Here is a 26815-nt window from a genome sequence, read left to right on the forward strand (position 1 = left end):
CCGACCGCGCGCGCCCGAGGCGGACGAAGGAGGGCCGACCGGGCAGGGCGGGCTACCGGCCGATCCGGCGGGTGTGCGTCCGCAGCCTGGGGTGCCGCGCGGGCCGGCTCTCCAGCCCGGTCGGACCGACGGCGAAGGCCCGGCTGCGCCCCGCCCGGACGGTACGGCGACGCTGCTGCGCCTGGCGGGAGCGGTCCGGACCGGGCCCGGCCGCCGGGTCCGCCGCACCCGGGGCCCGCCCCGCCGTCCCGGCGGCGGCCGCCGAGCGGCGGTCGGCCAGTCGGGCCTGACGGCGGGCCAGCGCCCGGGCGGCGTGCGCGTCGAGGTGGGCGCTGGCCCGGGCGGCCATCCGCTCGGCCACCCGGTGCGCGGCCGGGTGGTTGGCGGGCACCTTGTCGGGGGCCCCGGCGATCAGGTCGAAGAGCCAGGTGCGGGCCCGGTCCGCGCGCCGGTGCAGCAGGCGCTCACGCCGCAGCGCACGCGCCCGGCGCCGGGGGCGCGTGGCGTACCGCCAGCGGGCCCAGGGGCTGCTCGGGCGGGCCAGCCGGATCGCCCCGATCCAGGACAGGCCGGGGACCATGATCCCGAGCAGGCCGGTCCACACCTTGCCCTTGAGCAGGGTGACCACCGAGGCCAGCGAGTTCACCGAGATGATCGTGATCAGCCCCCACCTGGTCTCCTCGCCGGGCACCACGCCGAGCGGCACGTACCCGACCAGCAGCAGGGAGGTGAACAGGATGCCGAAGATCACCGCGTCCACCGACTTGCGGCCCTGTTCGCTCCAGTACACGTCGTCCAGGTGCAGGATCAGCGCGAACTCGTCCAGCACCAGGCCGCAGCCGATGCCGAAGGCCAGCCCGAACCAGTCGATCCACGGGTGCCCGCCGTAGGTGGCGAACACCCCGATGCCGCCGAGCAGCAGGAAGCCCAGGCCGAACACCATGTGGTGGATGTGCAGGCCGCCCGGGGTCACGTTGCCCGGCCACCAGCGCACCTGGGCGCGGATCATCCGGACGCTGAACCGGATGAAGACGAAGGAGGTGATGAATCCGACCAGCAGCAGGAACAGCGGTTGCTTGTGCGCGGCGACGATGTGCTCGCGGTAGCCGTCCAGCAGTGTCGTCATGGGTCTTACCTTCGTTCCTGGTCCTGCGTCCTGCCTGCCGTGACGTGGCCCGGGGCCCACGTCTCCCCCAACACCGGGTCGCCGTCCGGTCAGAAGCCCCGGGTGCGCTTGGCCGCCCGGCGGGGCATGACCGGGTAGAGCGACGGGCGCTCGGCGCCGACCGGCAGCTTCAGGAACAGCCGGGCGATCTCCCCGCCGAGGTTCACCCCGACCGCCAGCGCCATCGCGATCGCCGCCGCCCGGAAGACCGACACCAGACCGGCGCTGGAGTGCCCCTGGGCGAAGGCGAGCATCCCGAGGTAGAGCGCCGAACCGGGCATCAGCGGGCCGATCGCGGCGGTCACGTACGGCAGCGCCGAACCGTTGCGGTAGCGCGCCATCAGCTGTCCGAACAGGCCGACCAGGCCGGCCGCCACACCGGTCGCCGCGATCGGGTTGACGCCCGCGTTGTACACCAGCGCGCCGTAGCTGGCCCAGCCGATGCCGCTGTTGACGGTGACCAGGGCCAGCGTCCGGCGGTCGGTCTGGAGCAGCGTCGCGAAGGCCAGGGTCAGCAGCATCGCGGCGACCATCTGGACCGGCGGGTAGTTGACGCCCACCAGGCTCTCGTCCGGGCGCAGGTTCGCCTCGAAGCCGACCCCCAGGTAGAGGATCACCATCACCCCGATCACGATGCCCGCGACCAGGTAGACCACTTCCAGCAGACGGGCCGCGGCGGTGATGTAGAAGCCGGTCAGGCCGTCCTGCACGGCGGCGACCAGGGCGCGCCCGGGCAGCAGGGCGAACAGGCCACCGGTGATCACGACCGAGCCGCGCAGGCCCCAGTCGTTGAGCGAGAGGATGATGCCGGAGGCCGCGGCCGGCATCGCGGCCGCCACGAACTGGTAGAACTCCGGCAGCCGGCGCTTGGCCAGGGCGGAGGCCAGCCGGTCGCCGAGGACGGCCGCGACGAAGGCGCTCGCGAAGACCAGCCAGGCCTTGTCGTCGATCTTCCCGCCGACCAGGAAGGTCGCCGCGCCGGCCAGCAGGCCGGTGGTCAGGGCGAGGAACCAGGCCGGGTACGGGTGCCGGTTGCGGCGCATCGCCGCGAGCCGGCGGTAGGCGTCGTTGACCGTCACCTGCTCCGCGGTGATGTCCGCGACCAGCGCGTACACCGCGTCGAGCCGGGTGTAGTCGGAGGTGCGGCGGCGCACCACGCGGTCGGCGGTGACCGGCGGCTCGACCAGCGAGGGCTGGTACGAGATGCCGATCAGGGTGAAGGTGACCTGCGGCTCGCAGCGGTCCAGCCGGTAGGCGTGCGCGATGCCGAGCATCGCCGCCTCGACGTCCTCGGCGGCCTCGCCGCTGGCCAGCAGCAGCTCGCCGATGCGCAGCGTCAGGTCGAGGATGCGCGGGACGTTGCGGGTGACCGCCGCGGAGGGGTGCATCTCGCGGGCGGTGCGCTCGAACGCGGGGCGCTCGGACATCGGGGTGCGCAGCAGGGTGCGCATCCGGTCCGGCCAGGGCGCCTCGCCGGGGGCGCCGGCGGTCAGGTCCGGGACCGGGATGCCGGTGGGCGGGGTGTAGCCGGCCGCCCGCCACTCCTCGGGGGTGAGGGTGTCCTCGGCGACCGAGCGGCGGCGGACCGGGCGCTCGTCCTCGACCCGCCCGGCCTCGACCCGCCCGGCCACGGACGCGGGCACCGGCTCGGACACCCGCTCGGGCTCCGGGGCCAGCAGGCCCCTGGTCTCCGGGACGGGCGGCACGAGCGGCACGACGGTGGTGGGCTCGACCACCGGGGCGGGGTGGCCGAGCAGGCCCTCGGTGGGCGGGGCGTCGGCGGGGTGCACCGGCTTCGGGGACGCCTGCCGCGGCTGTCGGGCCGCCCGGCCTCCCCTCGCCCGCTTGCCCGCACCCGGTCGGCCCCGCTTAGGCACTTCCACTCCTTGCCGCCCCTGGCGGCCGCCGGCCACCGCTCGATCTCGGGTTACACCTTGCCTGATCGAACAGCCCGACGCACATGTACGCGGCGTCCCGTGGCCGGAGCGGCGGACGCCTACCCGGCGCGGTGCCGGTCGGCGGCGGCCGCACCGGAGCGGCGTGCCCGCAGCAGCTCGACCGCCACCGGGATCACCGAGACCAGCACGATGCCGACCAGGATGGCCTCGATGTTGTCCCGGACGAACGGGATCTGCCCCAGGAAGTAGCCGAGCACGGTGACCCCGCCGCCCCACAGCACGCCGCCGACCAGGTTGAACACCACGAAGCCGCGGTAGTTCATCCTGCTCACCCCGGCCACGATCGGGGTGAAGGTGCGCACGATCGGCACGAAGCGGGCCAGCACGATCGCCTTGGGCCCGTGCCGGTCGAAGAAGGCGGCGGCCTTCTCCACGTTCTCCTGCTTGAAGACCCGGGAGTCGGGGCGGCGGAACAGGCTCGGGCCGACCTTGCGGCCGAAGAGGTAGCCGACCTGGTCCCCGGCCACCGCGGCGACCACGATCAGCGCGCAGACCAGCCAGAGCGGCTGGTGCAGGTAGGTGCCGCCGGCCACCAGCAGGCCGGTGGTGAACAGCAGCGAGTCACCCGGCAGGAAGAAGCCGATCAGCAGGCCGGACTCGGCGAAGACGATGGCCAGGATGCCGATCAGGCCGAAGGTGGAGATCAGGGTGGTCGGATCGAGCCAGGACGGGCCGAGGGCGAGGCTGGTCACGGTGCGGGCACTCCGAAGGTCGGGTCTTGGCAATGGAATGGTAAAGCATTGACAAAGACTCGGGGCGGCACCGGATGGTTCCCGTCGGACGGACGCGGCGCCGGCAGGGAGCGGGCCGCGCGGTGAGAGCCCGGGAACGCGTACGGCCCCGGCGGGGGCCCGGGAGGGCCGGCCCGCCGGGGCCGTACGGTCGGGGGCGGTCAGAGCCCGTAGCGCTCGACCGTCTCCTCGTGCCGGGCGAGGTCCGCGCCGGCCGCCTTGGCCAGCTCCGGCCAGGCGAGCGGGTGCGCCCAGCCGCCGGTCAGCCGCAGCAGCAGGGCGTCGGCCTCGGCGGCCGAGGCGGTCGGCGGCACGCCGAGGGCCGCGTAGACGCCGGGCAGGGTGTCGCCGCCCTCCGCCGGGTCGGTGATCCGGTACTCGTCGCCGCTGTACACCCAGACCGCGCACCCGGCCTCGTGCAGCTCCTCCCGCAGCGCCGACCACGGCTCGTCGCCGGGCCAGCCGCCGTCGATCCAGTACGTGGTGTACCCGGCCGGGTCGAGCAGGGTGAGCAGCTCGAACACCGGGCGCCAGCGCTGCCGCTCCTCCTCGGGGGCGTCCTCGGCCGGCGGGCGTTCCAGCAGGGCCGGGGCGAAGACCACCACGTCGCCGTGGTTGAGCGTCAGGTCGTCGCCGAGCACCGGCAGGATGCGGGCGGTGGCCGGGCCCGTCCGGAGCGCGGGCAGGTCGGACGTCGCGCCGTTGGTACGGGTGGCGCGGACGGTGACCAGCTGCCACTCCTCGTCCACCGGGCCCTCGGGCTCGTCGAACTCGATGTCGAGCAGCGCGCCGGTGGAGCGGACCACGGCCCAGTCCCGGTTGGCGGTGGCGGCGGTGATCAGGTGCCAGAGGTCCGGCTCCTGGACCGTCCGGTGGCCGTCCTCCTCCTCGGCGGCGCCGTCGGCCGGCGCCGCGCGCTCCAGCAGCTCCAGGTACATCCGCTGGGCGGTGGCGTGGTCGCCCAGTTCGGTGGCGGCGCGGGCGGCGAGGCGGCGGGTGTTGAGCACCTCGTCGTCCAGCGCCAGGATCTCCTGGCACCGCTCCAGCGCCTCGGCCCAGCGGCCCTCGGCGGCGGCCCAGCGGGCCCGTATCCAGTGCCCGTCGGCCGGGGCGGTGACGGCCACCCGGTCGGCGAGGCGGCCTATGCCCTCGGCGTCCCGGGCGTCGATCAGCATCTCGCCGAGCGCGCCGGTCAGCTCGCGGTCGGCCGGGTCGTCCTCCAGGTGCCGCCACAGCAGGTCGGCCGCGGCGCGGGCGTGGCCGAGGCCGCCCAGCACGGTGGCCAGGAGCACCGCCAGTTCGGTGGCGCCGGCCTGCTCACCCCGGTACCGGTCCAGGGCGACGGAGAGCAGGTCGGCGCCGGTCTCGTAGGGCACCCCGACCTCGGCCAGGTGCGCCGTCAGCTCGCCCGGCGGGACGGGCAGCTCGGGCTCCGGCAGGGCCTCGGCGGCCGCGCGCAGGGCCGCGACCTGCTCCGACACGCCGTCGGTGCGCCGCAGCCGGGTGAGCTTGCGCTCTCCGGTCGCGGCGAGGGTCAGGGCCACCGTGCGGGCGCCGCGGGCGAGCGCGAGCCGGCCCGCCGCCAGCAGCAGGTCCACGCAGGGGCGGTGCGCGCCGACGCCGTCCAGGTAGCCGACCCAGCCGGCCAGGACGGCGCCCAGCTCGGCGTCGTTCTCCCGGGCGCCGGCCGCGACCAGCAGCTCGGCCGTCTCCGCCCAGGTGCCGCGCAGGTCGGCGTGGCGTTCGGCCTCGGCCCGCTCGGGCAGCAGGGCGAGCGACTCCTCGGTGCGGCCGAGCGCGGCGAGCGCGCGGGCCCGCAGCAGGGCGCCCCAGCGCTGGTCCCGCTCGTCCAGCCGGCGCCCCTGCGTCTGCTCGGCCCGCTCGGCCGTCGCCAGCAGCTCCAGCACCTCCTCGTGCCGGCCCAGCAGGTGCAGGGTGCCGGCCCGGGCCTGGTGGAAGCGGAGCGAGACCGGCTGGCCGGCCGCCCGCATCCGGTTGGCCGCGGAGTCCAGGTGGTCCAGCGCCTCGGCCGCCCGGCCGTCGTCCTCCAGGGCGTCGGAGTACTCGCGGGAGAGGCAGTCGTAGCAGGCCCGGTCGGGCTCGATCCGGTCGAGCGTCTCGCCGACCACGGCGAGGCGCTCGGCCACGTACCCCGGCCCGTCGACCCGGGCGTGGCAGATCGCGAAGTCCTGCACCACGCAGACGGACTGCGGGCAGCCCTCGGTGTCCTCCCGGTGGGCGAACTCCAGCAGGTCGACCGCCTCGGGCAGCACCGCCTCGCCCTGCTGGCGCTTGTTCAGCAGGTTCTGCATCCGCCAGTGCCGCAGGTAGACCTCGACCCAGGGCAGGCCGAGCGCCCGGGCGGCGGCCACCGCCTCCGGGTAGAGCGCGTCCAGCTGCTCGTTGCGCCCCTCGGTGGCGTGCTCGGGCAGCTCGACGATGGCGTCGGCCAGCCGGTGGTGGCCGGCCTCGGCCAGCTGCCGGTGGGTGTCCCGCACCCAGGCCCAGATGTCGGTGGTCATGGCTGTTCCCCCTGCGTCGTGCTGATGAGTTGTCTACCGCACCCCACTGACAGTCCGTCCGTCACGGCTCCTCCGTGAGCGCGCCGGGGCTGTCCGGGACCTCCGGCAGCCCGGCCGGGACGGCGGCGGTCAGCGCGGAGACCGCGGTGCCGATGCCGGCCAGCGCGGCGGTGAGGTCGCCCTCGGACGGGCCGGACGAGGCCGCGGCCATGATCACCTTGATCGAGCGGAGCAGCCCGGCCGCGGTCGCGCTGCCGGTGTGCCCGGCGCGGTAGGCGGCGAGCAGGTCCCGGACCGCCGGGCTGGCCAGGTTGAGGTAGAGCCGGGCCCGGACCCCGCCGTCGGTGCGGGCGGTGAAGGCGCGGGCCAGCCGCAGGGCGGCGGACGGTATCCGGGCGTCCGCCTGGTCGTCCTCGATCCGGGCCTTCAGCTCGGCCTCGCGGTCCGGCACCAGCACCAGCGGCAGGCCGGGCGGGTCGAAGCGGGCCGGGACGAGCTGCTCGCCCGGGTCGGCGAGGGCGCCGGCCAGCCAGGCCGCCTCGTGCTCCGGCAGCGGGCGCTCCGGGTCGCGGAACAGCTCGCGGTTGCCGCGTTCGCTGCCCAGCTCGACCACCCGGCAGCCGCGCAGTTCGGCGTAGCGGTGCAGGAACGGCAGGACGGCGTAGCGGTCGCCGCGCGCGATCGGCACCCGCATCGCCCGGTACAGCATCTCCTCGAAGCCGCCGCCGCTGCCGAGCGCGACGTGCACCGCGCCGCCGCCCGCCGCGCGCAGCGCGCCGGCCGTGAGGTCGCCCTGGGAGGTGGGCACCGGGACGTCGTCGGCGAGCAGGGTGAACAGCCGCTCGTCGCAGAGCGCGGCGCCGAGCAGGTCGTTGCCGTGCCGGGTGAGGATGCGGCGCCAGGCGGCGGGCCGCAGCCGGGCGGTCTCGTACAGGCCGTCCACGATGGCGTCGGCGAGGGCCTTCCGGAGCGCGTGGTAGTGCTCGTCGCGCTGGAGGTCCTCGCGGCTGGCGGTGGGGGTGAGCCGGTCGGACTCGACCACGCCGCCGATGAACCCGGCCCAGCGGGGCAGCAGGTCGCGGGCGTCCTCGGCGAGCAGCATGCCGCGCAGGTAGACGGCGAGGTCGCGGTTGTCGCTGCTGCCGTAGCTGCCGCCGTCCTGGACCCAGAGCAGGCCGACCGCGTCGGTGGCGCCCTCGACCGGCTCGACCGGGAAGGCGGTGAGCGGCTCGAAGCGGCGGCCGAAGGCGGCGGCGAAGCGCATCCGGGCGGCGTACGGGTCGCCCTCCGGACGCCCGCGCCAGGGCACCTCGACCGAGTTGACCGGCCGCTCGTCCTCGCCGACGTGCACCGGGACCGACAGCAGCACGCAGTAGCGGCCGAGCACGTCGCGCAGGACGTCCTCGTCGGCGAGGTGGCCGTGCTCGGCCTTGAGCGCCAGCTCGACCACCGTGCCCGGCCGGGGCCGGGCGGGCACCGGCTCGACCTGGTACTGCTCGCCGCCGCGGCTGCGGTAGCGGTGGCCGAGCCCCGGCTCGCGGTGCGAGGTGGTCGTGACGGTGACCTCGTCGGCGACCGAGAAGGCGGAGAGGAAGCCCAGGCCGAAGGCGCCGATCAGCTCCTGGTTGCCGGTCAGTTCGCGCAGCATCCGGGTGTAGCCGGTGCCGACGGTGGCCAGGTAGGAGTGGATCTCGGGTTCGGTGAGGCCGGCTCCGGTGTCCTCGATGGCGACGGTCCGCCGGGCGGCGTCGGCGCGCACCCGGATCAGCGGGCGGTGGTCGCCGTCCGGGTCCTCCAGGAGCCGGCGGGTGTGCGAGTCGTGGGCGTTCTGGACGAGTTCGCGCAGGGCGACCAGCGGGGTGGAGTAGAGGTGGGTGGCGAGGACGTTCACCAGGCCGCCGAGATCGACCTCGGTCGTGCGCAGCTCCTCGGCGGGGGTGAACTCGGGCGGGGCACCATCAGACATGGGTCCTCAGTGTGCCAGTGCGACTATCTGGCGACCATTTCTTTCTTCTCGACGCCTTCCCGATGGAATGACGGAATGCGGTCAACTTCGACAACGTCGAATTGACCACCCCTCCACCATCGGGGGAATTGCCACCCGTTCGGTGGAGTTCGTCCACCCCACTGGTGAATGCTGAAGGCGCGACGCCAGGTCCCGGCGCCCCGGGGCGGCCGCTCCAGGCAGCACCACCATTCGCTTCTCGCCAGGGAGACCAGCGTGTCCCGTATTCGCGCAGCCGCCGCCGTCACCGCCCTCGGGGCACTCCTCCTCGTCGGCCTCGGTGCCGCCACCGCGCACGCCGACAGCGGCTCCGGCGCCGGTGCGAGCGACCGTTCCAACGGCAGCGTGGTGAGCGACTCCGGCTCCGGCAACATCATCGGCACCGTCCACGGCAATGTGGTCAACACCCAGCAGACGGCCACCGGTTCGGGTGCGGGCAACCAGAACAACGGCGTCGCGGTGACGGGCAACGGCGGGACGGTCAGCGCCGACCAGGGCAACACCGTCCAGCACAAGTCCCTCCGGCGCGACGCTCCCCGGCGCGACCGCGGCGTCGACGCGCAGGTCTACTACCCGCACGTCCTCTACTAGGCCCCGCCACCGACTCGCCCCGGGGGAGCCTCGGTCAGGAGAGCCCCAGCACCGCCCGGCCGAGCCGCAGCAGGCAGTCCCCGAGGTCCGGCCGGGCGTTGTGCGGACGGTTCCGCACCCCGTCGTTGACCAGCGCGAACAGCGCGTGCACCCGGATCCGGGCGGCCGCCGCGTCGCACCCGGGACGCACCTGCCGCAGCAGTCCGACCCAGGTGCGCAGGAAGTCCCGCCGGAAGTCCACCGCGGCCCGGCGGTCGGGCGGGGCCAGCCGCTCCGTCTCGCTGAGCATCGCGCCCAGGTAGTCCCCGTTGCGCAGCGCGAAGTCGACGTACGCGCCCAGCCCGGCGTCGAGCGCCGCCCCGGGCCCGGCGGCGGCCGCGATCGCGCCGTCCACCTCGTGCCAGAGCCGCTCGCGGCTGCGCACCAGCGAGGCGGCGAGCAGCTCGGCCTTGCTGTCGAAGTGCCGGTACACGCTGGGGCCGGAGATGCCGACGGCGGCGCCGAGCTGGTCGGTGCTGACGTTGTCGAAGCCGCGCTGGTGGAACAGCCGTACGGCCGCCGCGAGCAGTTCCTCCCGGCGCGCCCGCGCCCCGGGCTCCGGCGTCGGCCGCGGCTCGGCCACGGCGCCGGACCCCGCGGCCGTACCGCCCGGGGAGACCGCGAGGACGGCCGCGACCACCTCGCGCAGCAGCGCCTCGGCCCGTCGGGGCTGCGGCGCCGCCGACTGGTAGGAGAGCCCGGCGCAGGCCGAGAGCGCCGACCAGCAGAGCAACTCGGCGTCCCCGACGGCGAGTTCCGGCCGTTCCGCGCGCAGCACGGCGACCATCAGGGTGACGTCCGCGCGCAGCTCGCGGCGCAGCGCCGCCCGCCGGGCCGGCGGCAGCAGCCGGGCGTCGCGCTGCACCAGGGTGCCGAGCGGACGGTGGCCGACCGCGACGGCGGCCAGCGCGGCCCCGAGGTCGGCGGTGGTGCGGGCCGGGCGCAGGCCCTCGGCGAGCGCGTCCAGGCCCAACCGGACGGCGCGGTCGAGCAGTTCGGGCTTGCCGCGGAAGTGCCGGTAGAGCGCGGGCGCGGTGATGCCGACACCGGCGGCGACCTCGGTCATCGAGACCTGGTGGTAGCCGCTGCGGTGGAAGCGGTCGGCGGCCACGGCCAGGATCTGGGCGCGCCGCCCGGGCGGCCGTCGGACCACCATGGCGCGCCTCCCCGCTGTCTCCCCGGACACTCCCAGCAGGCTAGCAATGATTCACTTGCCGCCTCCGCCGCCCGTGCTCCAATAGCCTTCGGACGCTGGACAGTCGAAGCTACCCCGGATTAACTTGTGGGGCCATCACCAGGCACGTTCCGCCCCGGCCGGCAGCCCCGGCCGGTGCCGTCGAAGGGAGCGCCGCCGTGCGCCGCACCGTGTTCAACGAGGACCACGAGGCCTTCCGGGAGACCATCCGGGACTTCATCGCCAACGAGGTCGTCCCGGTCTACGAGAGCTGGGAGGCCGAGGGCCACCCGCCGCGCGACTTCTACCGGCAGCTCGGCGCGCTCGGCGTCTACGGCATCGAGGTGCCGGAGGAGTACGGCGGCGCGGGCGAGAGCGGGTTCAAGTACCAGGCGGTGGTCGCCGAGGAGACCGCCCGGGCGGGCGTCAGCTTCGGCTCCTCGGGCGTGCACACCGGCCTGGTGCTGCCGTACCTGCTGGAGTACGCCACCGAGGAGCAGAAGCGGCGCTGGCTGCCCGGCTTCGTCTCCGGCGACATCATGACCGCGATCGCGATGACCGAGCCGGGCGCCGGCTCCGACCTCGCGGGCATCACCACCACCGCGCGGCTCTCCGAGGACGGCACCCACTACGTCCTGAACGGCGCCAAGACCTTCATCACCGGCGGCGTGCTGGCCGACCTCGTCCTGGTGGTCTGCCGCACCGCCCCGTACGACCCGGAGAACCGCCGGGCCGGGCTGTCCATCCTCTGCGTGGACACCTCCTCCGCGGGCTACACCGTCGGCCGCAAGCTGCAGAAGATCGGCCTGCGCACCTCGGACACCGCCGAGCTGGCGTTCAGCGACGTCCGGGTGCCGGTGGAGAACCTGCTCGGCGAGGAGGGCCGGGCCTTCTCCTACCTGACCCACAACCTGGTGCAGGAGCGGCTGGCGATCGCCGTCGGCGCCTACGCGGCGTCCGCGGCGGCGGTGCGGTTCGCGGTGCAGTACGTCAAGGACCGCAAGGTGTTCGGCAAGGCGGTGGCCGAGTTCCAGAACACCAAGTTCACCCTGGCCGACTGCGAGGCCCAGGTGGTGGCGCAGCAGTCGATGGTGGACCGGGCGCTGGAGCTGTACCAGGACGGCGAGCTGACCGTCGCGGACGCGGCCGCGGCGAAGCTGTTCTGCACCGAGTCGGCCTCCACCGTGATCGACAAGTGCCTCCAGCTGCACGGCGGTTACGGCTACATCCTGGAGTACCCGATCGCCCGGCTCTACACCGACAACCGGGTGTTCCGGATCTACGGCGGCACCAGCGAGGTCATGCGCAGCATCATCGCCAAGTCGCTCGGGCTGTAGGGCCGTTCGGGTCGTTCGGGCCGTTCGGGCCGTTCGGGCCGGGTGCGGCGGGCCACCCGAAGGCGTGACCCGCCGCACCCGGCCCGACAGCCGCACCGGCTCAGTTGGGCGAGCCGTGCTGGGCGCGCCAGGCGTCCCAGCCGGCCGAGGACGCCACCTTCGCGTCGTGCAGGGCCCGCTGGGCGAGCGCGGTCGGAGCGGTCTCCAGGTTCCGCAGCCAGCCGCGGCCGGCGGTGAACAGCGCGGCGCACACCATCGCCGCGCCGGCCGCGCCGAGCAGCGAACCGACGCCGGTGAGCACCACGCCGCCGGCCAGCAGCGAGCGGTTGACCTGAAGCCCGTTGAAGATCTGGTTGGTCGCCATGCCTCCACGATGCGGGCAGTCGGCGGGGGCTGCACCTCGGGCCGCTCCGGGATGCGGGGCCCTTCCGGGGTGCGGAGCGCTTCCGGGTGCGGGGCCCCCGGGCGTCCGCGACCCTGGGCACACGGAGTGCGCCCGGAGCGAGGAGGAGGCGCGATGCCCGATCTCGAACAGCTCGCCGTGGAGCACGCCGCCCGGGCGGCCGAGAGCCCGCACGGGCGCAGCGCCCACCTGGTCCTGCACGACGGGATCCTGCGGCAGACCGTGATCGCGCTGACCGCCGGCACCGCGCTGGACGAGCACAACCCGCCCACCGCGGGCAGCGTCCAGGTGCTGCGCGGCCGGGTCTCGCTGACCATCGCCGGCCGGCGGCTGGAACTGGCGGCCGGCCGCCTGGAGCCCGTCCCGCAGGAGCGGCACGGGCTGCTGGCGCACGTCGACTCGGTGGTGCTGCTGACCGCCGTCACCGCGTAGCGGGCGGCGGAACACCCGCTACGGGCGCGCGGGGCGCTCCCCACGGGCGGGGCGCACCCCACGGGCGGGACGTTCCCTACGGCCGCACGGGGTTGAACACACTGTCGCTGACCAGCCGCAGCCCGCGCAGGAAGTCCTGCCCGCTGGGCGCGAGTTCGGGCGCGGCCAGCCACTGGGCGCAGTAACCGGCCAGCAGGGTCTGGTAGAAGCTCCCGAGGGCGACCTCCTCCTCGGTGTCCGGCACCTCGGGCAGCCCCCGGAACACCGCGGCGAGGCCGAGCCGGCCCTCCTTCTGCGCCGCCGCGAAGGCCTGCGCCAGCTCGGGGGCGTGCCCGGCCTGGGCGAGCGCCTCGAACTGGGCCGCCCAGAGCCCGCGGTGCTCGACGAAGACCTCCCGCAGCCCGTCCCAGACCGCCGCGAAGCGCACCTCCGGGTCGTCCGACACCTGGTTGGCGGCGATCACCACCGCGCCGAGCGCCTCCCCCATCTCCCCGATCGCCTCGATCATCGCCGCGTTGAGCAGCGTCTCCTTCGAGCCGAAGTGGTAGCCGATCGCGGCCAGGCTGACGCCGGAGGCGGTCGCGATGTCACGGGCGGTGGTGCGCCCGTAGCCCTTCTCGTACAGGCAGCGCTTGGCGCCGGCCATCAGGTCTTCGCGGTTTCCCATGCCCCGATCCTACGGAAGGACTGAACAGATGTCTTGCACATATGTACTAGACAAGCGTCTGACACATCCGTACCGTCTTCCCCATGACCGCAACCACCGGCCGCGCAGGCCGTCGCGAATGGATCGGCCTGGCCGTCCTCCTGCTCCCGACCCTCGTCCTCACCATGGACATGGGCGTGCTCTTCTTCGCCGTCCCGTACATCTCCACCACGCTGGCGCCGAGCGGCACCCAGCAGCTGTGGATCATGGACATGTACTCGTTCCTGCTGGCCGGGCTGCTCATCACGATGGGCGCGCTGGGCGACCGGATCGGCCGCCGCCGGCTGCTGATGATCGGCGCCGCCGGCTTCGCGGGCGCCTCGCTGCTGGCCGCCTGGTCGCACGACGCCGGCCAGCTCATCGCGGCCCGCGCCGTGCTCGGCGCCGCCGGGGCCACCGTGATGCCCTCGACCCTCGCGCTGATCCGCACGATGTTCCACGACCCCAGGCAGCGGCAGATCGCGCTCGGCGCCTGGGGCGGCATCCTCACCGCCGGGGCCACCCTCGGCCCGGTCGCCGGCGGCCTGCTGCTGGAGCACTTCTGGTGGGGCTCGGCCTTCCTGCTCGCCGTCCCGGTCATGGCCCTGGTGCTGCTGACCGCGCCCGTCCTGCTCCCCGAGTACCGTTCCACCCGCCGCACCGGCCGCTTCGACCTGCTCGGCGCCGCGCTGTCGCTGGCCGCGATCCTGCCGCTGGTCTACGGCGTCAAGACGATCGCCGTCGAGGGCTGGAGCCTCCTGCCCGGGCTCGCCGTCGCCGCCGGACTCCTGCTGGCCGGCGCCTTCGTCCAGCGCCAGCGCACCGCCGCGAACCCGCTGCTCGACCTCGGCCTGTTCCGGATCCGCACCTTCAGCGGCGCGATCAGCGTCAACAGCATCGCGATGTTCGCGATGATGGGCTTCGCGCTCTTCACCTCCCAGTACCTCCAGCTGGTCAAGGGCATGAGCCCGCTGACCGCCTCGCTCTGGTCGCTGGTGCCGAGCCTGGGCGTCGGCGCGGCGGTCGGCGTCAGCTCGGCGCTGGCCGGCCGGGTCCGCCCGGCGGTGCTGATGGGCGGCGGCTTCCTGGTCGGCTCGGCGGGCTTCGCGATGATGACCCAGGTCGGCCCGCACTCCCCGCTGGCACTCGTCCTCACCGCGGCCGGCGTGCTGGCCGCCGGGACGGTCGGCACCATGACGATGACCGCCGAGATGGTCGTCTCCGCCGCCCCGGTCGAGCAGGCCGGCGCCGCCTCCGCCACCTCCGAGACCGCCGTCGAACTCGGCAGCTCCCTCGGCATCGCCCTGCTCGGCGCGGCCGGCGCCGCCGTCTACCACCACCGGCTGGACGGCGCCCTCCCGGCCGGCGTCGACGGCGAGGCCGCCCGGACCGCCCAGGACACCCTCGGCGGCGCGGCCACCGTCGCCGCCCACCTGCCCGGCCGGCTCGGCGCCGACCTGCTGGAGACCGCCCGCACCGCCTTCACCGACGGCCTGCACGTCGCCGCCGTGGTCGGCCTGGTCTTCGCCCTGGGCGCCGCGGCCCTGGCCTACCGCCTGATGCGCCACCTCCCGGCCGCCACCCCCGCCCCCGCCCCGGAGCCCGTCACCGTCTGACCCGGCCGGCCCGATCCACGCGAGTCATCGAGAGCCCCCGCCCACCCGGGCGGGGGCTCTCCGCCGTTCCGCGCCCCGAACCCCGCCCGAACGCCGCGCGACGCCCGCGCCCGGCCTCCACCCGGGGGTGGACCGCGGTGGGTCCACCCCCGGGTGCGTGCCCCGGCCGCCCGCCGGGGAGGACCGTGGAGGCACACCTCGGACCCGACCGCCGGGAGCCCCTCATGTCCCTGCCCGCCCTCCTCTCCCTCCTCGGCCTCCTCTGCTGGATCGCCTACGAGCTGCTGCTGCGCCGGCGCGAGGACGCCTCCGCCGGCAGCTGGCACGCCGACCGCGGCGACCGCGGGTCGACCCGGCTGCTGCTCGGCTGCTACGCCCTCTCCGTCCTGGCCGTGGTGCTGTTCGACCGCACCGCGGTCGGCGAACTGCCCAGCTGGGCCCGCTGGTTCGGGGTGGCCGCGGTGGCCGCCGGGCTGGCGCTGCGGGCCTGGGGCATGCGCACCCTGGGCCGCTACTACACCCGCACCCTGCGCACCGTGGACACCCAGCGCGTGGTCCGCACCGGCCCGTACCGGCTGATCCGGCACCCCGGCTACGCCGGCAGCCTGCTGGTCTGGGTCGGCTACGCGGTCGGCACCGGCGGCTGGGCCGCCACCCTGGTGGTCGCGGCCCTGCTGCTCGCCGCGTACGGCTGGCGGATCTCCGCCGAGGAGCGCCTGCTGCTGGACGCCCTCGGGAGCGAGTACGCGGAGTACCGCCGGGTGTCGAAGCGTCTGGTGCCGTTCATCTACTGATCGGATACCGATCGGAGCGGAGCGGTCGGCGGGTGTGAGCTTCGGCACCCGCATTCGGCCAGGTGGACGGCGCGGCGCTCGCGATCCGCTCGAACGGCACCTGGTTTTTGGCCAGCGTTTCCCAGCTGGTGTATCCGTTCTCCGTCATGGCCAGGCATACTGGCCAACACGGGCGCTGGCGCCCGCCACGACTCTAGACAAGAAGGGACCGGTGGCCAGGGATGCTGCGGAACGGTCTTGAGCCCTGGCACATTCTCGTGGTGCTGGCGGTCGTCATCCTGCTGTTCGGATCGAAGAAGCTGCCCGAGATGGCCCGTGGTCTGGGCAAGTCCATGCGCATCCTGAAGGCCGAGACGAAGGCCATGCGCGAGGACGACACCCCGGCGGACGCCGCTGCCGCCGGTACCGCGCAGAGCACCGCCGCTCCCCAGCAGAGCGCCGACCGCCCGGCCGTCACGCCGACCAACGTGACCAAGGCCACCGAGACCAAGCGGCCCGAGACGACCGCCTGATCCTCCTTTCTCCTCCGGAAAGCCCCTGGTGACCCCACCAGGGGCTTTCCGCCGTTCCGGGCCGTTCGCGGGGCCGTTCGCGGGCCCGCACAGGGGCTGGTCGCGGGGCCGTTCCCACCACCGCGCCTCCCGACTGGCCGTCCGATCTGATCCGTTGTCCCCTGGATTGCACCCCCGGAGGAACGGAGTCCCGGCATGCCGACCGACCGGCCCGGCGACGAGCTGGCCGAGCTGCGGGCCCGGCTGAGCGCCGTCGAGGCCCAGGAGGCACGGCTCGCCCGACAGTTGGCGACCGGCCCGGCGCCGCACCCGACGGACCGTCCGCCGCCCCGGCACCGGGTGCGCTCCTTCCTCGCCGCCCTGCTGATCGTCCTCGCCTGCGTGCTCACCCCGCTCAGCGCCCTCGCCTTCTGGGCGAGGTCCCAGATCAGCGACACCGACCGCTACCTCGCGACGATGGCCCCGCTGGCCAGGGACCCCCGGATCAAGACGGCCGTCACCGACCGGGTGACCGCCGAGATCGTGAAGCAGCTCCCGCTCGACTCGCTGCTCGACGGCCTCGCCCCGGCCGACCGGCCCCAGCTCGGCGCCCTGCTGGGCGGCATCGGCCAGGCCCTGACCGACGGACTCAGCGGCCTCGTCCACACCCAGGTCGCCCGGCTCGTGGACAGCGACGCCTTCGTCGCCCTCTGGACGGAGGTCAACCGGAACGCGCACGCCGCCCTGGAGAAGATGGTGACCGGACAGGGCGGCGGCGCCGTCGAGGTCCGCAACGACACCGTGGTGCTGGACCTCGCCCCGGTGATCGCCCGGGTGAAGTCCGCGCTGGTCGACCAGGGCGTCCCGCTGGCCTCCCGGATCCCGGAGATCCACACCTCGTACCCGCTGGTGCAGTCCGACGCCATCCCCAAGGTCCGCACCGCCCTGCGGGTACTGGACCTGGCCGGCTTCTGGGTCCCGGTGCTGGCCGGCGCCTGCGCGCTCGGCGGGGTGCTGCTCGCGGCCCGGAGACGCCAGGCGGTGGTGACGACGGCCCTCGGCATGGCGGGCGGTGCGCTGCTGCTGGGCATCGGGCTGAGCGTGTTCCGGGCCGTCTACCTGGACCGGCTCCCCGCCGACGTCGACCAGGCCGTCGCCCAGGCGGTGTACGACACCCTGGTGCGGTACCTGCGCTCGGCCGTCCGGGTGGTGGTCACCCTCGGCCTGCTGGTCGCGCTCGGAGCCTGGGTCATCGGCCCCGGGCGCTGGGCACGCGCCGTCCGGGGCGGCTGGCGCGCCGGGCTGGGCGCGGTACGGCGGGTGGCCGGACGGTCCGGGCTGCGGCTCGGGCCGGTCGGCCGGTTCGTCCACCGCTGGAAGGCCCCGCTCGGCTGGCTGGCGGTGGCGCTCGCGGCGCTGGCCTTCGTCCTGTGGAGCTACCCGACGGTGCTGGTGACGCTCTGTCTGGCGCTCGGGCTGGTCGCCGTCCTGGCGGTGCTGGAGCTGCTGGACGAGCCGGGGCGGCCCGGGGAAGGAACCCGGGCCCCGGCCTGAGCGGGCCGGCCCGCCCGGGCACCGGGCTTGGCCTGAGCGGAGCAGTCCGACGCGCGCCGGAGGGTGCGGTGGCCGAGGCTGAGCGGGATGTCCGAGAACCCGCTGCCGCCGCCCGCCGACCTGCGGGCCTGGTCCTGGCTGCTCGGCGCGTCCACGCTGCTGATGCTCGGGTACTTCCTGCTGCCACTGCAGTTGCTGGGCGAGCGCCGGCCGCTGCTGAGCTGGCTGGTGTTCGCGGGGGCGCTGGTCGGGCTGACCTGGCTGATGCTCGCCAAGATCGTCGGGGTGATGCGGGGGACGGCCAGGCAGCCGGTGCTCTGGCTGGCCTTCCTGATCTTCCTGGCGCTGACCATCTTCGCGGCCACGTACTACGTCCTGGGCGCCCACAAGGCGGAGTTCGCCGGACTGGAGACCCGGCTGGACGCGCTCTACTTCACCGTCGTGACGATGGCGACGGTGGGCTACGGCGACATCACCCCGGCCGGGCAGACCGCACGGCTCGTGGTGGTGCTCCAGATCGGGTACAACTTCGTCTTCCTCGCGGCGGCCGCCGGAACGGCCTCCCGGGCGATCCGCGGCAACGTCGAACGCAGGATCCGCGAGCGGGGCTGAACCGGCCCGACGTACGGACCAGTTGCCGCACAGTGTTGTCCACAGGCTGTGGACAACACTGTGGGCTCAGGATCGGCTGGCGTCGATCACGCGGAAGCGATCGCCCTCGGTGTCGGCCAGGACCACGAAGTCCGGGTCCTCGGGGTAGCGCTTCCAGTCGACGCGCTCGGCGCCGAGGGCGACGGTACCGAGCGTCGGCACACCGCCATCGTGGCGGCCCGTCAGTCGTCCTGGAAGTCGGCGGTGGTGTGGAGGGTGGCGTACAGGGCGGAGAGGCGGGCGTTCCAGTTGGCGTAGGTGGGGACGTCGACGGCGTGCTTCTTGCCCATGTCCCGGATCACCTTCTGGGCGTCCTTGAGCTCCTGCGCGGCGTCGTCCGGGTTGCCCTCGTTGAGGCGGGCGGCGGTGGTGTCGAGGATCCTGAGCAGCTCCGCCTGCTTGTCCCGCTCCTTGCCGACCTGGGCCTGGGCGACGGCCTGGCGGAAGGCCTGGATCTGCAGCGCGGCGGGCTGGTTGCGCGGGACGGCCTGGGTGGGGGCCGGGGGCGCGGACGGGGGCGCCGAGGGGGTGGTGGGGGCCGCCGAGGTCGCGGTCGGGGAGGCCTTCTGGGTGGGCGTCGCGGCCGAACCGGCGGGGGTGGTGGGGGCGGTGGCCGCGGCCGGTTTGGCGGCGGCCGCGTTGCCGGCCGGCTCGTCGAAGGCGGTCAGGGCCAGCGCCGTGACGCCGGCCAGGCCCGCCACGCCCAACGCCCCGAGCACCAGCGGCTTTCGGCGGCCGCGGGCGGGCGCGGGCCCGGCGGCGGGGGCGGGCGCCGGGGCGCGCATCGGGGCGGGGACCGGGCCGGGTATCGGCGCCATCACCGAGGTGGCGGCCGGGGGTTGGGGCGGCAGCAGGGTGGTGTGCTGCTGGTCCGGCTGGCCCAGCTGGTTCGGTTGACTCAGCTGGTTCGGCTGGTACGGCTGGTTCGACGGCGGGGAGAAGGGCACGGGCGGCAGCAACTGGGTGGCGGCGCCGGCGGTGTTCGCGAGCAGTTCCGCCGTCGGGTCCCCGACCATCAGTCCCGGTACCGTGCCGAGGAGTTCGGCCCGGGCGGCGGCCGCGTCGGCCGGACGGTCCGCCGGGTTCTTGGCCAGCAGCCGCAGCACCGCCGCGTCCAGTGCGGGCGGCAGGCCGGGGCGCCGGACGGAGGGCGGCAGCGGCTGCTCGCTGACGTGCTTGAAGGCGATCGCCACCGGGGTCTCGGCGGTGAACGGGGTCGCGCCGGTGAGCATCTCGGTGAGCACGCAGCCGACCGCGTACAGGTCGGTCCGGCCGTCCAGCGCCGAGGCGGTGGCCTGCTCGGGCGAGAGGTAGGCGGCCGTGCCGAGCACGCTCGCGGTCTGGGTCAGGTTGCTGGAGGAGCCGGCTCGGGCGATGCCGAAGTCGACGACCTTCACCCCGCCGTCGTCGGTGATCATGATGTTCCCGGGCTTGATGTCCCGGTGCACCAGCCCGGCCGCGTGCGCGACCGACAGCGCCTCGCAGACCGCCGCCGCGATGCCGACCGCGCGCTCCACCGGCAGGACCTGCTGCTCCGCCAGCAGGGCGGCCAGCGAACGGCCGGTGACCAGCTCCATGACGATGAACGGGGTGCCCTGGTCCACGCCCGAGTCGAAGACCATGACGATCCTCGGGTGCACCAGCATGGCCGCGTGCTGGGCCTCGCGGCTGAAGCGCTCGGCGAAGCGGGGGTCGTCGGCGAGGCCGCCGTTGAGGACCTTGACGGCCACCTGACGGCCCAGCACCCGGTCCACCCCGCGCCAGACGGTCGCCATGCCGCCGACGCCGAGTATCCCGACGAGTTCGTAACGCCCGTTCAGCGCCCGTCCGATCACCTGGAGCTCCCCTCACGTGCCCTGGCCCCGGGGTCCCGGGCCGCCTCGTGCACCCGTGCACGATAGCCGCACCGCCGAGCGGGTCCGCCGGGGGCGGAGGGTGGCGGTCGGGGGACCGGGCAGCGGTCCCCCGGCCGCCGGCACGGGGGTGCGGCCCGCCCTGACTGCGGGAGGGCGGGCCGCATGTTTCCGGGCCGGCCGGGCCGGAGGCGCGTCCGGGGTGCGCCTACCGGTCCGGCCGGAGCCGGCCGGGCGGCCGGTTGGCACGGGGGAGCCGACCGGCCACCCGGGGTCTTCGGGTGGTACTGCTTCCTGCGGGTGGTGCGGTACTTCGGGTGGTGCTGTTCCGGGTGGGCGGCGAGCCCGGGGGGAGTCGCTCGCCGCCCACCCGGAGTCCTGGGGGGGTGCCTCCCGGCCTACTGCTCGTTCCCGGGCCGGGCGGACCTGCTCGGGCGGACGTCCGACGGGGGGACGGCGCCCGGTGGCGGGGGCACGGTCACGCCGGGCTTGCCCGGTCTGGTCCCGCTGCCGCCGCCGTCCTCGCCGTTGCCGCCGCTGGTGGCGTTGCCACGGCCTCCGTTGGCATTGCCATTGGCGTTGCCGTCGGCATTGCCTCCGTTGCCACCGCTGTTGGCGTTGCCGTTGGCGTTGCCGTTGCCGCCGCTGTTGGCGCTGCCGTTCCCCTTGCCGGTGCCGCCGCGGCCGGGGTCGCCCGTCGGGGTGCCGGCGCCCTGGTGGTCGCCGTCCTCGTCGTCGAGCGCGGCCTCGCAGTAGTCCGCCACCCGGTCCGCGCCGCCGGCCGCCGTGACCAGCGGGCCGTACAGCGGATCGCCGACCAGCCGGGCCGGGCGGTCGCCCTTGGCCGTACGGTCGGTGAAGCCGGTGCAGAGGCCGAGCAGTGCGGGCGGGACGGCCGAACGGCCGCCGCGCCTCTCGGCGGAGGGGGTGCCGGGCGTCGCGGGGTCGGACGGGACGACCGCCTGCGGTCCGGCGGAGGCACTGCCGGACGGACGGGCGGAGCCGGACGCCACGGCACCGTACGGGGCCGCACCCGCGGACGGTCCGGCAGTGGGCGAGCCCGCCGCGGGGCCGGTGGCCGCGTCCTGGCCGGCGAGCGTGTGCTCCGGCGCGGACGGGCCACCGCCCAGGGCGGACGGCAGGTTGCCGGTGCCGGCGGCGACGGCGACACCGCACAGCGCGGTGGCGCCGAGCACGACGGCGGTGGCCTTCGTGCTGAAGGCCCTGGCCAGCGCGGCGGTTGCCATCGATCGTCTCCGGACGGGGGTCACTGTCGGGTCGGGCGTGAGACTCGCCTCCCGGAACGCGGCCAGGGCGGCCTCCTCCCCGGCCAGTTCGCCGGCCGTCGCGGGGGCGGCGGCCGCGGCGAGCACCCGGGCGAGCTGCCCGGGACCGCCGTCCGGTCCGGTGAGCGAGGCGTCCTGCCCGGCCGACGGGCCGCCCACGGCACCACCGAGCAGCTGCTCGGCGGCATCACGGTCGATCCGACGGGATCGGTTGGTGCTCATCTCATGTCCTTCAGCGTCGCGGCCCGGCGTTCTGTCACACCCTGCGGAGAACTTTTTTTCGCGGCTTTCCCCGCGGGTCGCCCGGCGGCCTCGCCCGCGCCCACTCCGGCCGCCGCCGTGTCCGCCGTTCCGTCCACCGTTCCCTCGGCCGTTCCGGCTCCGGCGCCGCCCGTCACCCCGCCGCCCCGGGCCGCCGCCTCGCCGCTCCGGGCCGCCGGGATGCCGCCCCCGGACGCGAGCGGCTCGACCAGCTTGGCCAGCCGCCGCAGCCCCCGGTGGGCGGCCATCCGGACGCTGCCGGCCCGCTTGCCGAGCACCCGGGCGGCGCTCTCCGCGTCCAGCTCCATGACCACCCGCAGCAGCACGGCCTCGGCCTGGTCGCGCGGCAGCCGGGAGATCAGGGCCAGCGCGTCGGCGGTGCCGACCGTGGCCAGCGCCGCCCGCGCCGTGTCGTCCCCCGCCGCCAGCTCGACCAGCTGCTCGAAGGGCAGGTCGGCGACCGGACGGCGGCGCCGGGCGCGCAGGTGGTCGAGGGCGCGGTGGCGGGCGATGGTGGCGGCCCAGCCGCGGAAGCCGTCCCCGTCGCCGGAGAAGCCGCGCAGGTCGCGGGCGATCTGCAGCCAGGCCTCGGAGGCGATGTCCTCGGCGTCCTGGGCACCCTCCGGCCGACCGCCGACCAGCACCCGCAGGTAGCGCAGCAGGCCCGGCTGGACGGTCCGGAACAGCAGCCGGAACGCCTCCTCGTCCCCGCCCTGCGCGGCCCGCACCGCCTCCGTCAGATCGGGGGGAGCGGCGGCCGCCGGGCCCGGTGGCAGGCCGGCGGGTGGTACTGGTCCGGACCGGCCGACGGGGCCGTCGGTGCCCGCTCCGGGGCGCTCTGCACTCTGCACCCGCCACATGATGCGCCATTCGGGCGAACACTTCGGCTCCGGCCGAAGGACCGGTCCGGCCGGGGCCAAGGTCCCGAGGACTGCTGCCGTTCGCCCACGGCCCGAAGGGGCCCGCCCGGCCTACGTTGTCGGTAGGCGAAGCAGTCCGGGCCGCCGACGCCCCGGACGCCGGGTCCGCCGACGCACCCGGCCCGCCACCCGGCCCAGCCGTGCCCGAGGGCGCACGCACGACCCGTGCGGGCCCCGGTCGCGCGCCCCTCCCCGGCGGTACGAGCCGCCGCGCCGGGGACCGCCACCGGCCGGCCCGGCAGGGAGCCGGCACCGCCGACGCCCTCCACCGGCAGCCCGACCAGCAGGGAAAGACCGCGATGACGACCGCCCACGAGCTCCGCGAGCTCCACGCGAAGGGCCTGCGCGAGCACCTCGCCCCCGCCCTGCGCGCCCTGGGCCTCACCGGGTGGCGCCGGACCTTCAGCCTGCCGGACGAGACCCACTGGCTGCTGCTCGGCCTGGTCGAGCGCCCCGCCGCCGACCGGGTGCCCTTCACCTTCGACCTCAGCGTGGTCCGCCGCACCGACTGGACCGTCGCCGACCTCCCCGGCCACCGGCCCGACCCGCGCACCTGGTACGGCTTCGAGACCTGGCGGGCCAGGATCGGCGAGGTGCTGCCGGTCGGCGAGGACGTCTGGTGGGAGGTCCTGCCCGGGCCGCGCTGGCAGCTCCCGCTGGACGACGCCGTCGCCGCCGTCCGCCACTACGGCCTGCCCGAACTGCGGCGCCGGGCCGAGGCGGACCGCGCTCCCACCGGCGAGACGTACCTCCTCCCCACCGAGCTGGAGACGGTCAACGCCGCGCTGGAGGCCGCCTCGGTGGCCCGGGTGCGGCGCGCCGAGCTGGCCGACAAGGCCCTGCTGCTGACCGGCGCCTGGACCCGGGGCGACGGCGTCGCCCGGACCGTCCTGGCGGGCGTCGCGCGGGGCTTCCTGTCCGCCGGGGACGAGCGCTTCCGCACCGTCCGCTGCCTGGACACCCTGGGCCGCGAGCTGTGGACCTTCCCCGCCGAGGACTAGGGCCGCCCGGGAGCGGAAAGCCGCAGGTCGGAGGCGGTGTCACGGCGCTCACCATGACAACTGTCACGCGGATGACGCAACGGACGGCACTGCTCTGACGGAGGGTCGGACGGAAAGACTGGAGGCACGACGCGGGCAGTGGCCCGCGGCCACCAGCCGGGGAGGAACCCACCGTGAGCCAGACCGTCAGTGCCGCCGCCGTCACCAGCACCGTCGCCTCCCCGGTCGCCGCCCCGATCGCCGCCGTCACCGGCACCGCCACCGGCGCCGCCCACGCCAAGGCCCCCAACCCGCTGGTCTCCGGGCTCCGCCCGCTCGCCCTCGACGTGGTCGCCCCGCTGGCCGGCTACTACCTGCTGCACTCGGCCCTCGGCCTGAGCGAGTTCGCCGCACTGGCCTGGAGCACCGCCTTCCCGGCCGCCCGGACCGTCCTCGGCCTGCTGTCCGAGCGCAGGCTCAACCTGTGGGCCTCCCTGATGCTGGCCGTCAACCTGGCGGGCCTGGCGCTGACCTTCGTCACCGGCGACGCCCGGATGATGATCGCCAAGGACGGCGGGCTGAGCGGCACCGTGGCGGTGGCGATCCTGGTCTCCGCGCTGATCGGCCGGCCGGTGATGACCCCGATGCTGATGCCCTTCGTCACCAAGGGCCGACGGGAGCGTGCCGCCGCCTGGCAGCGCCTGGTCGAGGGCCAGGCGGCCGGGTCGCGGGCCTTCCACCGCCACGAGCGCCTGTTCTCGGCCATCTGGGGCACCGCGCTGCTCGCCGAGTGCGCGGCCCGGGTGGTCGGCGCCTTCACCCTGCCGGTGTCGACCATGGCCTGGCTGTCCACCGTCTTCCTGATCGGCGCGATCGTGGGCGGTTCGATGCTCGGTCAGATCGCGGTCGAGCCGATGGAGCGGCTGGTCGGCGCCGAGGCCGAGGCCCCGACCGCCGCCTGAGCGGGCGGCCGCTCCTCCCGCCTCCTTCTCTGAACAGCCGGTTCCGAGGACTCGAACAGCGAGGAACCATCCGGATCTCCCGGGAGTCGTTCATAACGAGGGGGTAACGGGACCCCCGACGAGGAAACGGGGAGCCCCATGAACCGGACGACGCACGCGCCGAGCAGTACCGAGGACCGCACGCTCGTCTGGGACGGCTGCCTGAACGTCCGCGACCTGGGCGGACTGCCCACCGCCTCCGGCCGGCCCACCGCCCGGGGCGCGATAGTCCGGGCGGACAACCTGGACCGCCTCACCGCCGAGGGCTGGGACGCCCTCCTCGACCACGGCGTCCGTACCGTGGTCGACCTGCGCAACGCCGAGGAGTACAAGCCGCTCCTCCCGCTCCCCGACGACGTCGAGCTGATCCGCGTCCCGCTGGACGAGCTGGCCGGCCCCGCCTGGTGGGAGGCCCACGGACAGCTGGACGGCACCCCGCTCGCGCTCCGCCCGTACCTGGACCACTGCCCGCACGCCGCCGCCGCGCTGGTCTCCGCGATCGCCGGCGCCCGCCCCGGCGGCGTGGTCGTGCACTGCGGCGCCGGCCGTGACCGCACCGGCCTGGCCGCCCTGCTGCTGCTCGCCCTGGCCGGGGTCGACCGGGACGCGATCGCCGGGGACTACCTGCTGAGCGGCCCCAACATCCGCCCGCTGTACGGGATGCTGGGCCTGCCGGACCCGTTCCGCCGGATCGACGCGGCGCTCGCCGAGGCCGGGACCACCGCCGAGGCCGCGCTGGCGGCGGCGCTCGACGGGTTCGACCCGGACGGCTACCTGCTCGCGGCGGGTGTCGCGCCCGAGCGGATCGCCGCCGTCCGACGGCGGCTTCTGCCGGACGCCTGAGGACGCCGGAACACCGCCCGCGAATAGCGTCAACCGATGGTTGACGATCCCCGGATCGACAACCTACGGTTGACGCATGGAGAATCCCGTTGTTCCCAACAGCACTCCGCTGCGCCTCGACGACCTGATCGCCGCGATCAAGAAGGTCCACCCCGACGCGCTCGACCAGCTCTCCGACGCGGTCATCGCCGCCGACCACCTCGGCGACCTCGCCGACCACCTCATCGGCCACTTCGTCGACCAGGCCCGCCGCTCCGGCGCGTCCTGGACCGACATCGGCCGCAGCATGGGCGTCAGCAAGCAGGCCGCCCAGAAGCGCTTCGTCCCCAAGGACCCGGGCACCCCCAACGACCTCGACCCCAGCCAGGGCTTCAGCCGGTTCACCCCCCGGGCCCGCAAGGTCGTGGTGGCCTCACAGGAGGAGGCCCGCAAGGCGGGCAACCCCGAGATCACCACGGAGCACCTGCTGCTCGGCCTGATCACCGAGCCCGAGGGCATCGGCGCGAAGGCGCTCGCCGCCCAGGGCGTCACCCCGGAGGCCCTGCGGGCGGTGGCCGCCGCCGCCCTGCCGGCCGCCGCCGACGAACTGCCCGCACTGATCCCGTTCGACGCCGAGAGCAAGAAGGCGCTGGAACTGACCTTCCGCGAGGCGCTCAAGCTCGGGCACAACTACGTCGGCACCGAGCACATCCTGCTCGCGCTGCTGGAGCAGGAGAACGGCCAGGGCGTGCTGGCCGGGCTGAAGGTCGACAAGTCGGAGGCGGAGACCTTCGTCGCGGAGGCGATCGCCGCCGTCATCGCCGCCCGGAACACGGAGTCCGATCCTCAGCAGTGAGCCGCCGGAGCCCTGCGCCGGACGGAACTCCCGCCCGACGCAGGGCACTTCCGCCCAGAACCCGGCTCGGACCCCGGCGCAGAACCCGGCGCGGAACCCGGGTCGGCAGTCGGATCAGAAGCCGGAGACGTGGGTGGTGACGATACGGACCCGACCGTCGGCCGCCGCCTCCAGCGCCGCCCGCAGCCGGGCCGAACGGGCCGGGCCGAGCAGGTCCAGCGCCTCCTCGACGGCGGCCCAGCGGTAGTCGTCCAGCTCACCGGCCGGGACGGTCACGGGGGTGCCGTCCGGGACGGTGCCAAAGTCGAACATGAAGTGCTGGGCGGGGTGGTCGAGTTCGGCCGAGGCGTGGGTCCAGGAGATGGCCAGCAGGTCGCCCGCCTCCTGGACGATCCCGGTCTCCTCCTCCAGTTCCCGCGCGGCGCACTCGACCGGGCCCTCGCCGAGGTCGATCGTGCCGCCCGGGAACTGCCAGTGCTCGCGGTACCCGGCCTTCACGATCAGGATCCGGCCGGACTCGTCCCGCAGCAGGCAGCCCGCCGCCGCGTAGATCCGGGGCAGGGACGCCAGCCATTCCTCACGGGACTTCAAGGGCTCAGCCGTCACGGTGCTTCTCCTGGGGCAGGGCGGTTCGGTCGTCCCACTCTGCCACCGGACACCGGACCCGAGCGGCGGATTCGCCCCCGGA

25 protein-coding genes are annotated in these 26815 nt (G+C 75.0%); 12 read left to right on the plus strand and 13 right to left on the minus strand.

The features are described from left to right. Window positions 1-52: 52 nt before the first annotated feature. The 5 genes from ACWDCZ_RS09205 to ACWDCZ_RS09225 form a co-directional block, all read right to left on the minus strand. Window positions 53-1126 carry a hypothetical protein gene (locus tag ACWDCZ_RS09205; protein WP_449815599.1) on the minus strand — a complete coding sequence of 358 codons (1074 nt, stop codon included), beginning with the start codon at window positions 1124-1126 and terminating at the stop codon, window positions 53-55. Between the two features lie 89 nt (window positions 1127-1215). After that, entirely contained in the window at window positions 1216-3042 is a 1827-nt protein-coding gene (locus tag ACWDCZ_RS09210; protein ID WP_259316639.1) for a threonine/serine exporter family protein, read from the minus strand. Window positions 3043-3161: 119 nt separating this feature from the next. Next, window positions 3162-3815 (minus strand): DedA family protein, encoded by a 654-nt coding sequence (locus ACWDCZ_RS09215; protein WP_049659017.1) that lies wholly within the window; start codon window positions 3813-3815, stop codon window positions 3162-3164. A 200-nt stretch (window positions 3816-4015) separates the two neighbouring features. Next, window positions 4016-6376, minus strand: a complete 2361-nt coding sequence (locus tag ACWDCZ_RS09220; protein WP_449815600.1) for a hypothetical protein — start codon at window positions 6374-6376, stop codon at window positions 4016-4018. 61 nt (window positions 6377-6437) lie between these two features. Beyond that, a complete protein-coding gene (locus ACWDCZ_RS09225) occupies window positions 6438-8342 on the minus strand; it encodes an ATP-binding protein (RefSeq protein ID WP_049659465.1) in 1905 nt (634 codons plus the stop codon). A 255-nt stretch (window positions 8343-8597) separates the two neighbouring features. Between ACWDCZ_RS09225 and ACWDCZ_RS09230 the strand changes: the two genes are divergently transcribed. Beyond that, the gene (locus tag ACWDCZ_RS09230; RefSeq protein WP_449815601.1) at window positions 8598-8972 is read left to right on the plus strand and encodes a hypothetical protein; all 375 of its coding nucleotides are present in this window, start codon (window positions 8598-8600) and stop codon (window positions 8970-8972) included. Window positions 8973-9006: 34 nt separating this feature from the next. Here the strand turns inward: ACWDCZ_RS09230 and ACWDCZ_RS09235 are convergent, their stop codons facing one another. Next, on the minus strand, window positions 9007-10167 hold the full coding sequence (locus ACWDCZ_RS09235) for a TetR/AcrR family transcriptional regulator (RefSeq protein ID WP_449815602.1): 1161 nt from the start codon (window positions 10165-10167) through the stop codon (window positions 9007-9009). A 197-nt stretch (window positions 10168-10364) separates the two neighbouring features. Between ACWDCZ_RS09235 and ACWDCZ_RS09240 the strand changes: the two genes are divergently transcribed. Then, window positions 10365-11522, plus strand: a complete 1158-nt coding sequence (locus ACWDCZ_RS09240; protein WP_049659211.1) for an acyl-CoA dehydrogenase family protein — start codon at window positions 10365-10367, stop codon at window positions 11520-11522. A 100-nt stretch (window positions 11523-11622) separates the two neighbouring features. On the opposite strand, the gene ACWDCZ_RS09245 is transcribed toward ACWDCZ_RS09240, so the two are convergent. Further along, window positions 11623-11886, minus strand: coding sequence for a hypothetical protein (locus ACWDCZ_RS09245; protein ID WP_049659212.1), 264 nt, complete (start codon window positions 11884-11886; stop codon window positions 11623-11625). Window positions 11887-12039: 153 nt separating this feature from the next. Between ACWDCZ_RS09245 and ACWDCZ_RS09250 the strand changes: the two genes are divergently transcribed. Further along, window positions 12040-12357, plus strand: coding sequence for a cupin domain-containing protein (locus tag ACWDCZ_RS09250; RefSeq protein WP_049659213.1), 318 nt, complete (start codon window positions 12040-12042; stop codon window positions 12355-12357). Window positions 12358-12433: 76 nt separating this feature from the next. Here the strand turns inward: ACWDCZ_RS09250 and ACWDCZ_RS09255 are convergent, their stop codons facing one another. Further along, window positions 12434-13024, minus strand: a complete 591-nt coding sequence (locus tag ACWDCZ_RS09255; protein ID WP_380782711.1) for a TetR/AcrR family transcriptional regulator — start codon at window positions 13022-13024, stop codon at window positions 12434-12436. Between the two features lie 83 nt (window positions 13025-13107). Between ACWDCZ_RS09255 and ACWDCZ_RS09260 the strand changes: the two genes are divergently transcribed. From ACWDCZ_RS09260 to ACWDCZ_RS09280, 5 genes are all read left to right on the plus strand, one after another. Beyond that, entirely contained in the window at window positions 13108-14658 is a 1551-nt protein-coding gene (locus ACWDCZ_RS09260) for an MFS transporter (protein WP_449815603.1), read from the plus strand. A 224-nt stretch (window positions 14659-14882) separates the two neighbouring features. Further along, window positions 14883-15452, plus strand: a complete 570-nt coding sequence (locus tag ACWDCZ_RS09265; protein WP_449815604.1) for a methyltransferase family protein — start codon at window positions 14883-14885, stop codon at window positions 15450-15452. Window positions 15453-15673: 221 nt separating this feature from the next. Next, complete coding sequence (gene tatA, locus ACWDCZ_RS09270) at window positions 15674-15964, plus strand: Sec-independent protein translocase subunit TatA (RefSeq protein ID WP_049659292.1); 291 nt, start codon at window positions 15674-15676, stop codon at window positions 15962-15964. 195 nt (window positions 15965-16159) lie between these two features. Further along, the gene (locus tag ACWDCZ_RS09275; protein ID WP_449815605.1) at window positions 16160-17497 is read left to right on the plus strand and encodes a hypothetical protein; all 1338 of its coding nucleotides are present in this window, start codon (window positions 16160-16162) and stop codon (window positions 17495-17497) included. A gap of 87 nt (window positions 17498-17584) precedes the next feature. Further along, window positions 17585-18109 (plus strand): ion channel, encoded by a 525-nt coding sequence (locus ACWDCZ_RS09280; protein WP_053112473.1) that lies wholly within the window; start codon window positions 17585-17587, stop codon window positions 18107-18109. Between the two features lie 66 nt (window positions 18110-18175). Here the strand turns inward: ACWDCZ_RS09280 and ACWDCZ_RS09285 are convergent, their stop codons facing one another. From ACWDCZ_RS09285 to ACWDCZ_RS09300, 4 genes are all read right to left on the minus strand, one after another. After that, window positions 18176-18310 (minus strand): hypothetical protein, encoded by a 135-nt coding sequence (locus ACWDCZ_RS09285; RefSeq protein WP_449815606.1) that lies wholly within the window; start codon window positions 18308-18310, stop codon window positions 18176-18178. A gap of 20 nt (window positions 18311-18330) precedes the next feature. After that, the gene (locus ACWDCZ_RS09290) at window positions 18331-19983 is read right to left on the minus strand and encodes a protein kinase domain-containing protein (RefSeq protein WP_380782143.1); all 1653 of its coding nucleotides are present in this window, start codon (window positions 19981-19983) and stop codon (window positions 18331-18333) included. 416 nt (window positions 19984-20399) lie between these two features. After that, window positions 20400-21509 (minus strand): hypothetical protein, encoded by a 1110-nt coding sequence (locus tag ACWDCZ_RS09295; RefSeq protein ID WP_449815607.1) that lies wholly within the window; start codon window positions 21507-21509, stop codon window positions 20400-20402. After that, the gene (locus ACWDCZ_RS09300) at window positions 21506-22408 is read right to left on the minus strand and encodes an RNA polymerase sigma factor (RefSeq protein WP_449815608.1); all 903 of its coding nucleotides are present in this window, start codon (window positions 22406-22408) and stop codon (window positions 21506-21508) included. Before ACWDCZ_RS09300 ends, ACWDCZ_RS09295 begins: the two co-directional genes overlap by 4 nt. 359 nt (window positions 22409-22767) lie before the next feature. Between ACWDCZ_RS09300 and ACWDCZ_RS09305 the strand changes: the two genes are divergently transcribed. The 4 genes from ACWDCZ_RS09305 (at window position 22768) to ACWDCZ_RS09320 (ending at window position 26127) form a co-directional block, all read left to right on the plus strand. Beyond that, the gene (locus ACWDCZ_RS09305; protein WP_449815609.1) at window positions 22768-23469 is read left to right on the plus strand and encodes a hypothetical protein; all 702 of its coding nucleotides are present in this window, start codon (window positions 22768-22770) and stop codon (window positions 23467-23469) included. 173 nt (window positions 23470-23642) lie between these two features. Beyond that, window positions 23643-24410 (plus strand): VC0807 family protein, encoded by a 768-nt coding sequence (locus ACWDCZ_RS09310; RefSeq protein ID WP_449815610.1) that lies wholly within the window; start codon window positions 23643-23645, stop codon window positions 24408-24410. Between the two features lie 138 nt (window positions 24411-24548). Continuing rightward, window positions 24549-25292 carry a tyrosine-protein phosphatase gene (locus ACWDCZ_RS09315; protein ID WP_449815611.1) on the plus strand — a complete coding sequence of 248 codons (744 nt, stop codon included), beginning with the start codon at window positions 24549-24551 and terminating at the stop codon, window positions 25290-25292. 76 nt (window positions 25293-25368) lie between these two features. Further along, window positions 25369-26127 (plus strand): Clp protease N-terminal domain-containing protein, encoded by a 759-nt coding sequence (locus ACWDCZ_RS09320; RefSeq protein WP_449815612.1) that lies wholly within the window; start codon window positions 25369-25371, stop codon window positions 26125-26127. Between the two features lie 114 nt (window positions 26128-26241). Here the strand turns inward: ACWDCZ_RS09320 and ACWDCZ_RS09325 are convergent, their stop codons facing one another. Continuing rightward, a complete protein-coding gene (locus ACWDCZ_RS09325) occupies window positions 26242-26733 on the minus strand; it encodes an NUDIX domain-containing protein (protein ID WP_449815613.1) in 492 nt (163 codons plus the stop codon). Window positions 26734-26815: the final 82 nt, after the last annotated feature.

It is taken from the genome of Kitasatospora sp. NPDC001225, from assembly GCF_053597855.1.

Bases quoted from the DNA above. Each gene is read 5' to 3' on its own strand.
- ACWDCZ_RS09205 (WP_449815599.1), bottom strand. From the start codon at position 1,126: ATGACGACACTGCTGGACGGCTACCGCGAGCACATCGTCGCCGCGCAC.
- ACWDCZ_RS09220 (WP_449815600.1), bottom strand. From the start codon at position 6,376: ATGACCACCGACATCTGGGCCTGGGTGCGGGACACCCACCGGCAGCTG.
- ACWDCZ_RS09225 (WP_049659465.1), bottom strand. From the start codon at position 8,342: ATGTCTGATGGTGCCCCGCCCGAGTTCACCCCCGCCGAGGAGCTGCGC.
- ACWDCZ_RS09235 (WP_449815602.1), bottom strand. From the start codon at position 10,167: ATGGTGGTCCGACGGCCGCCCGGGCGGCGCGCCCAGATCCTGGCCGTG.
- ACWDCZ_RS09245 (WP_049659212.1), bottom strand. From the start codon at position 11,886: ATGGCGACCAACCAGATCTTCAACGGGCTTCAGGTCAACCGCTCGCTG.
- ACWDCZ_RS09250 (WP_049659213.1), top strand. From the start codon at position 12,040: ATGCCCGATCTCGAACAGCTCGCCGTGGAGCACGCCGCCCGGGCGGCC.
- ACWDCZ_RS09255 (WP_380782711.1), bottom strand. From the start codon at position 13,024: ATGGGAAACCGCGAAGACCTGATGGCCGGCGCCAAGCGCTGCCTGTAC.
- ACWDCZ_RS09260 (WP_449815603.1), top strand. From the start codon at position 13,108: ATGACCGCAACCACCGGCCGCGCAGGCCGTCGCGAATGGATCGGCCTG.
- ACWDCZ_RS09265 (WP_449815604.1), top strand. From the start codon at position 14,883: ATGTCCCTGCCCGCCCTCCTCTCCCTCCTCGGCCTCCTCTGCTGGATC.
- tatA (WP_049659292.1), top strand. From the start codon at position 15,674: ATGCTGCGGAACGGTCTTGAGCCCTGGCACATTCTCGTGGTGCTGGCG.
- ACWDCZ_RS09275 (WP_449815605.1), top strand. From the start codon at position 16,160: ATGCCGACCGACCGGCCCGGCGACGAGCTGGCCGAGCTGCGGGCCCGG.
- ACWDCZ_RS09280 (WP_053112473.1), top strand. From the start codon at position 17,585: ATGTCCGAGAACCCGCTGCCGCCGCCCGCCGACCTGCGGGCCTGGTCC.
- ACWDCZ_RS09295 (WP_449815607.1), bottom strand. From the start codon at position 21,509: ATGAGCACCAACCGATCCCGTCGGATCGACCGTGATGCCGCCGAGCAG.
- ACWDCZ_RS09300 (WP_449815608.1), bottom strand. From the start codon at position 22,408: ATGTGGCGGGTGCAGAGTGCAGAGCGCCCCGGAGCGGGCACCGACGGC.
- ACWDCZ_RS09305 (WP_449815609.1), top strand. From the start codon at position 22,768: ATGACGACCGCCCACGAGCTCCGCGAGCTCCACGCGAAGGGCCTGCGC.
- ACWDCZ_RS09315 (WP_449815611.1), top strand. From the start codon at position 24,549: ATGAACCGGACGACGCACGCGCCGAGCAGTACCGAGGACCGCACGCTC.
- ACWDCZ_RS09320 (WP_449815612.1), top strand. From the start codon at position 25,369: ATGGAGAATCCCGTTGTTCCCAACAGCACTCCGCTGCGCCTCGACGAC.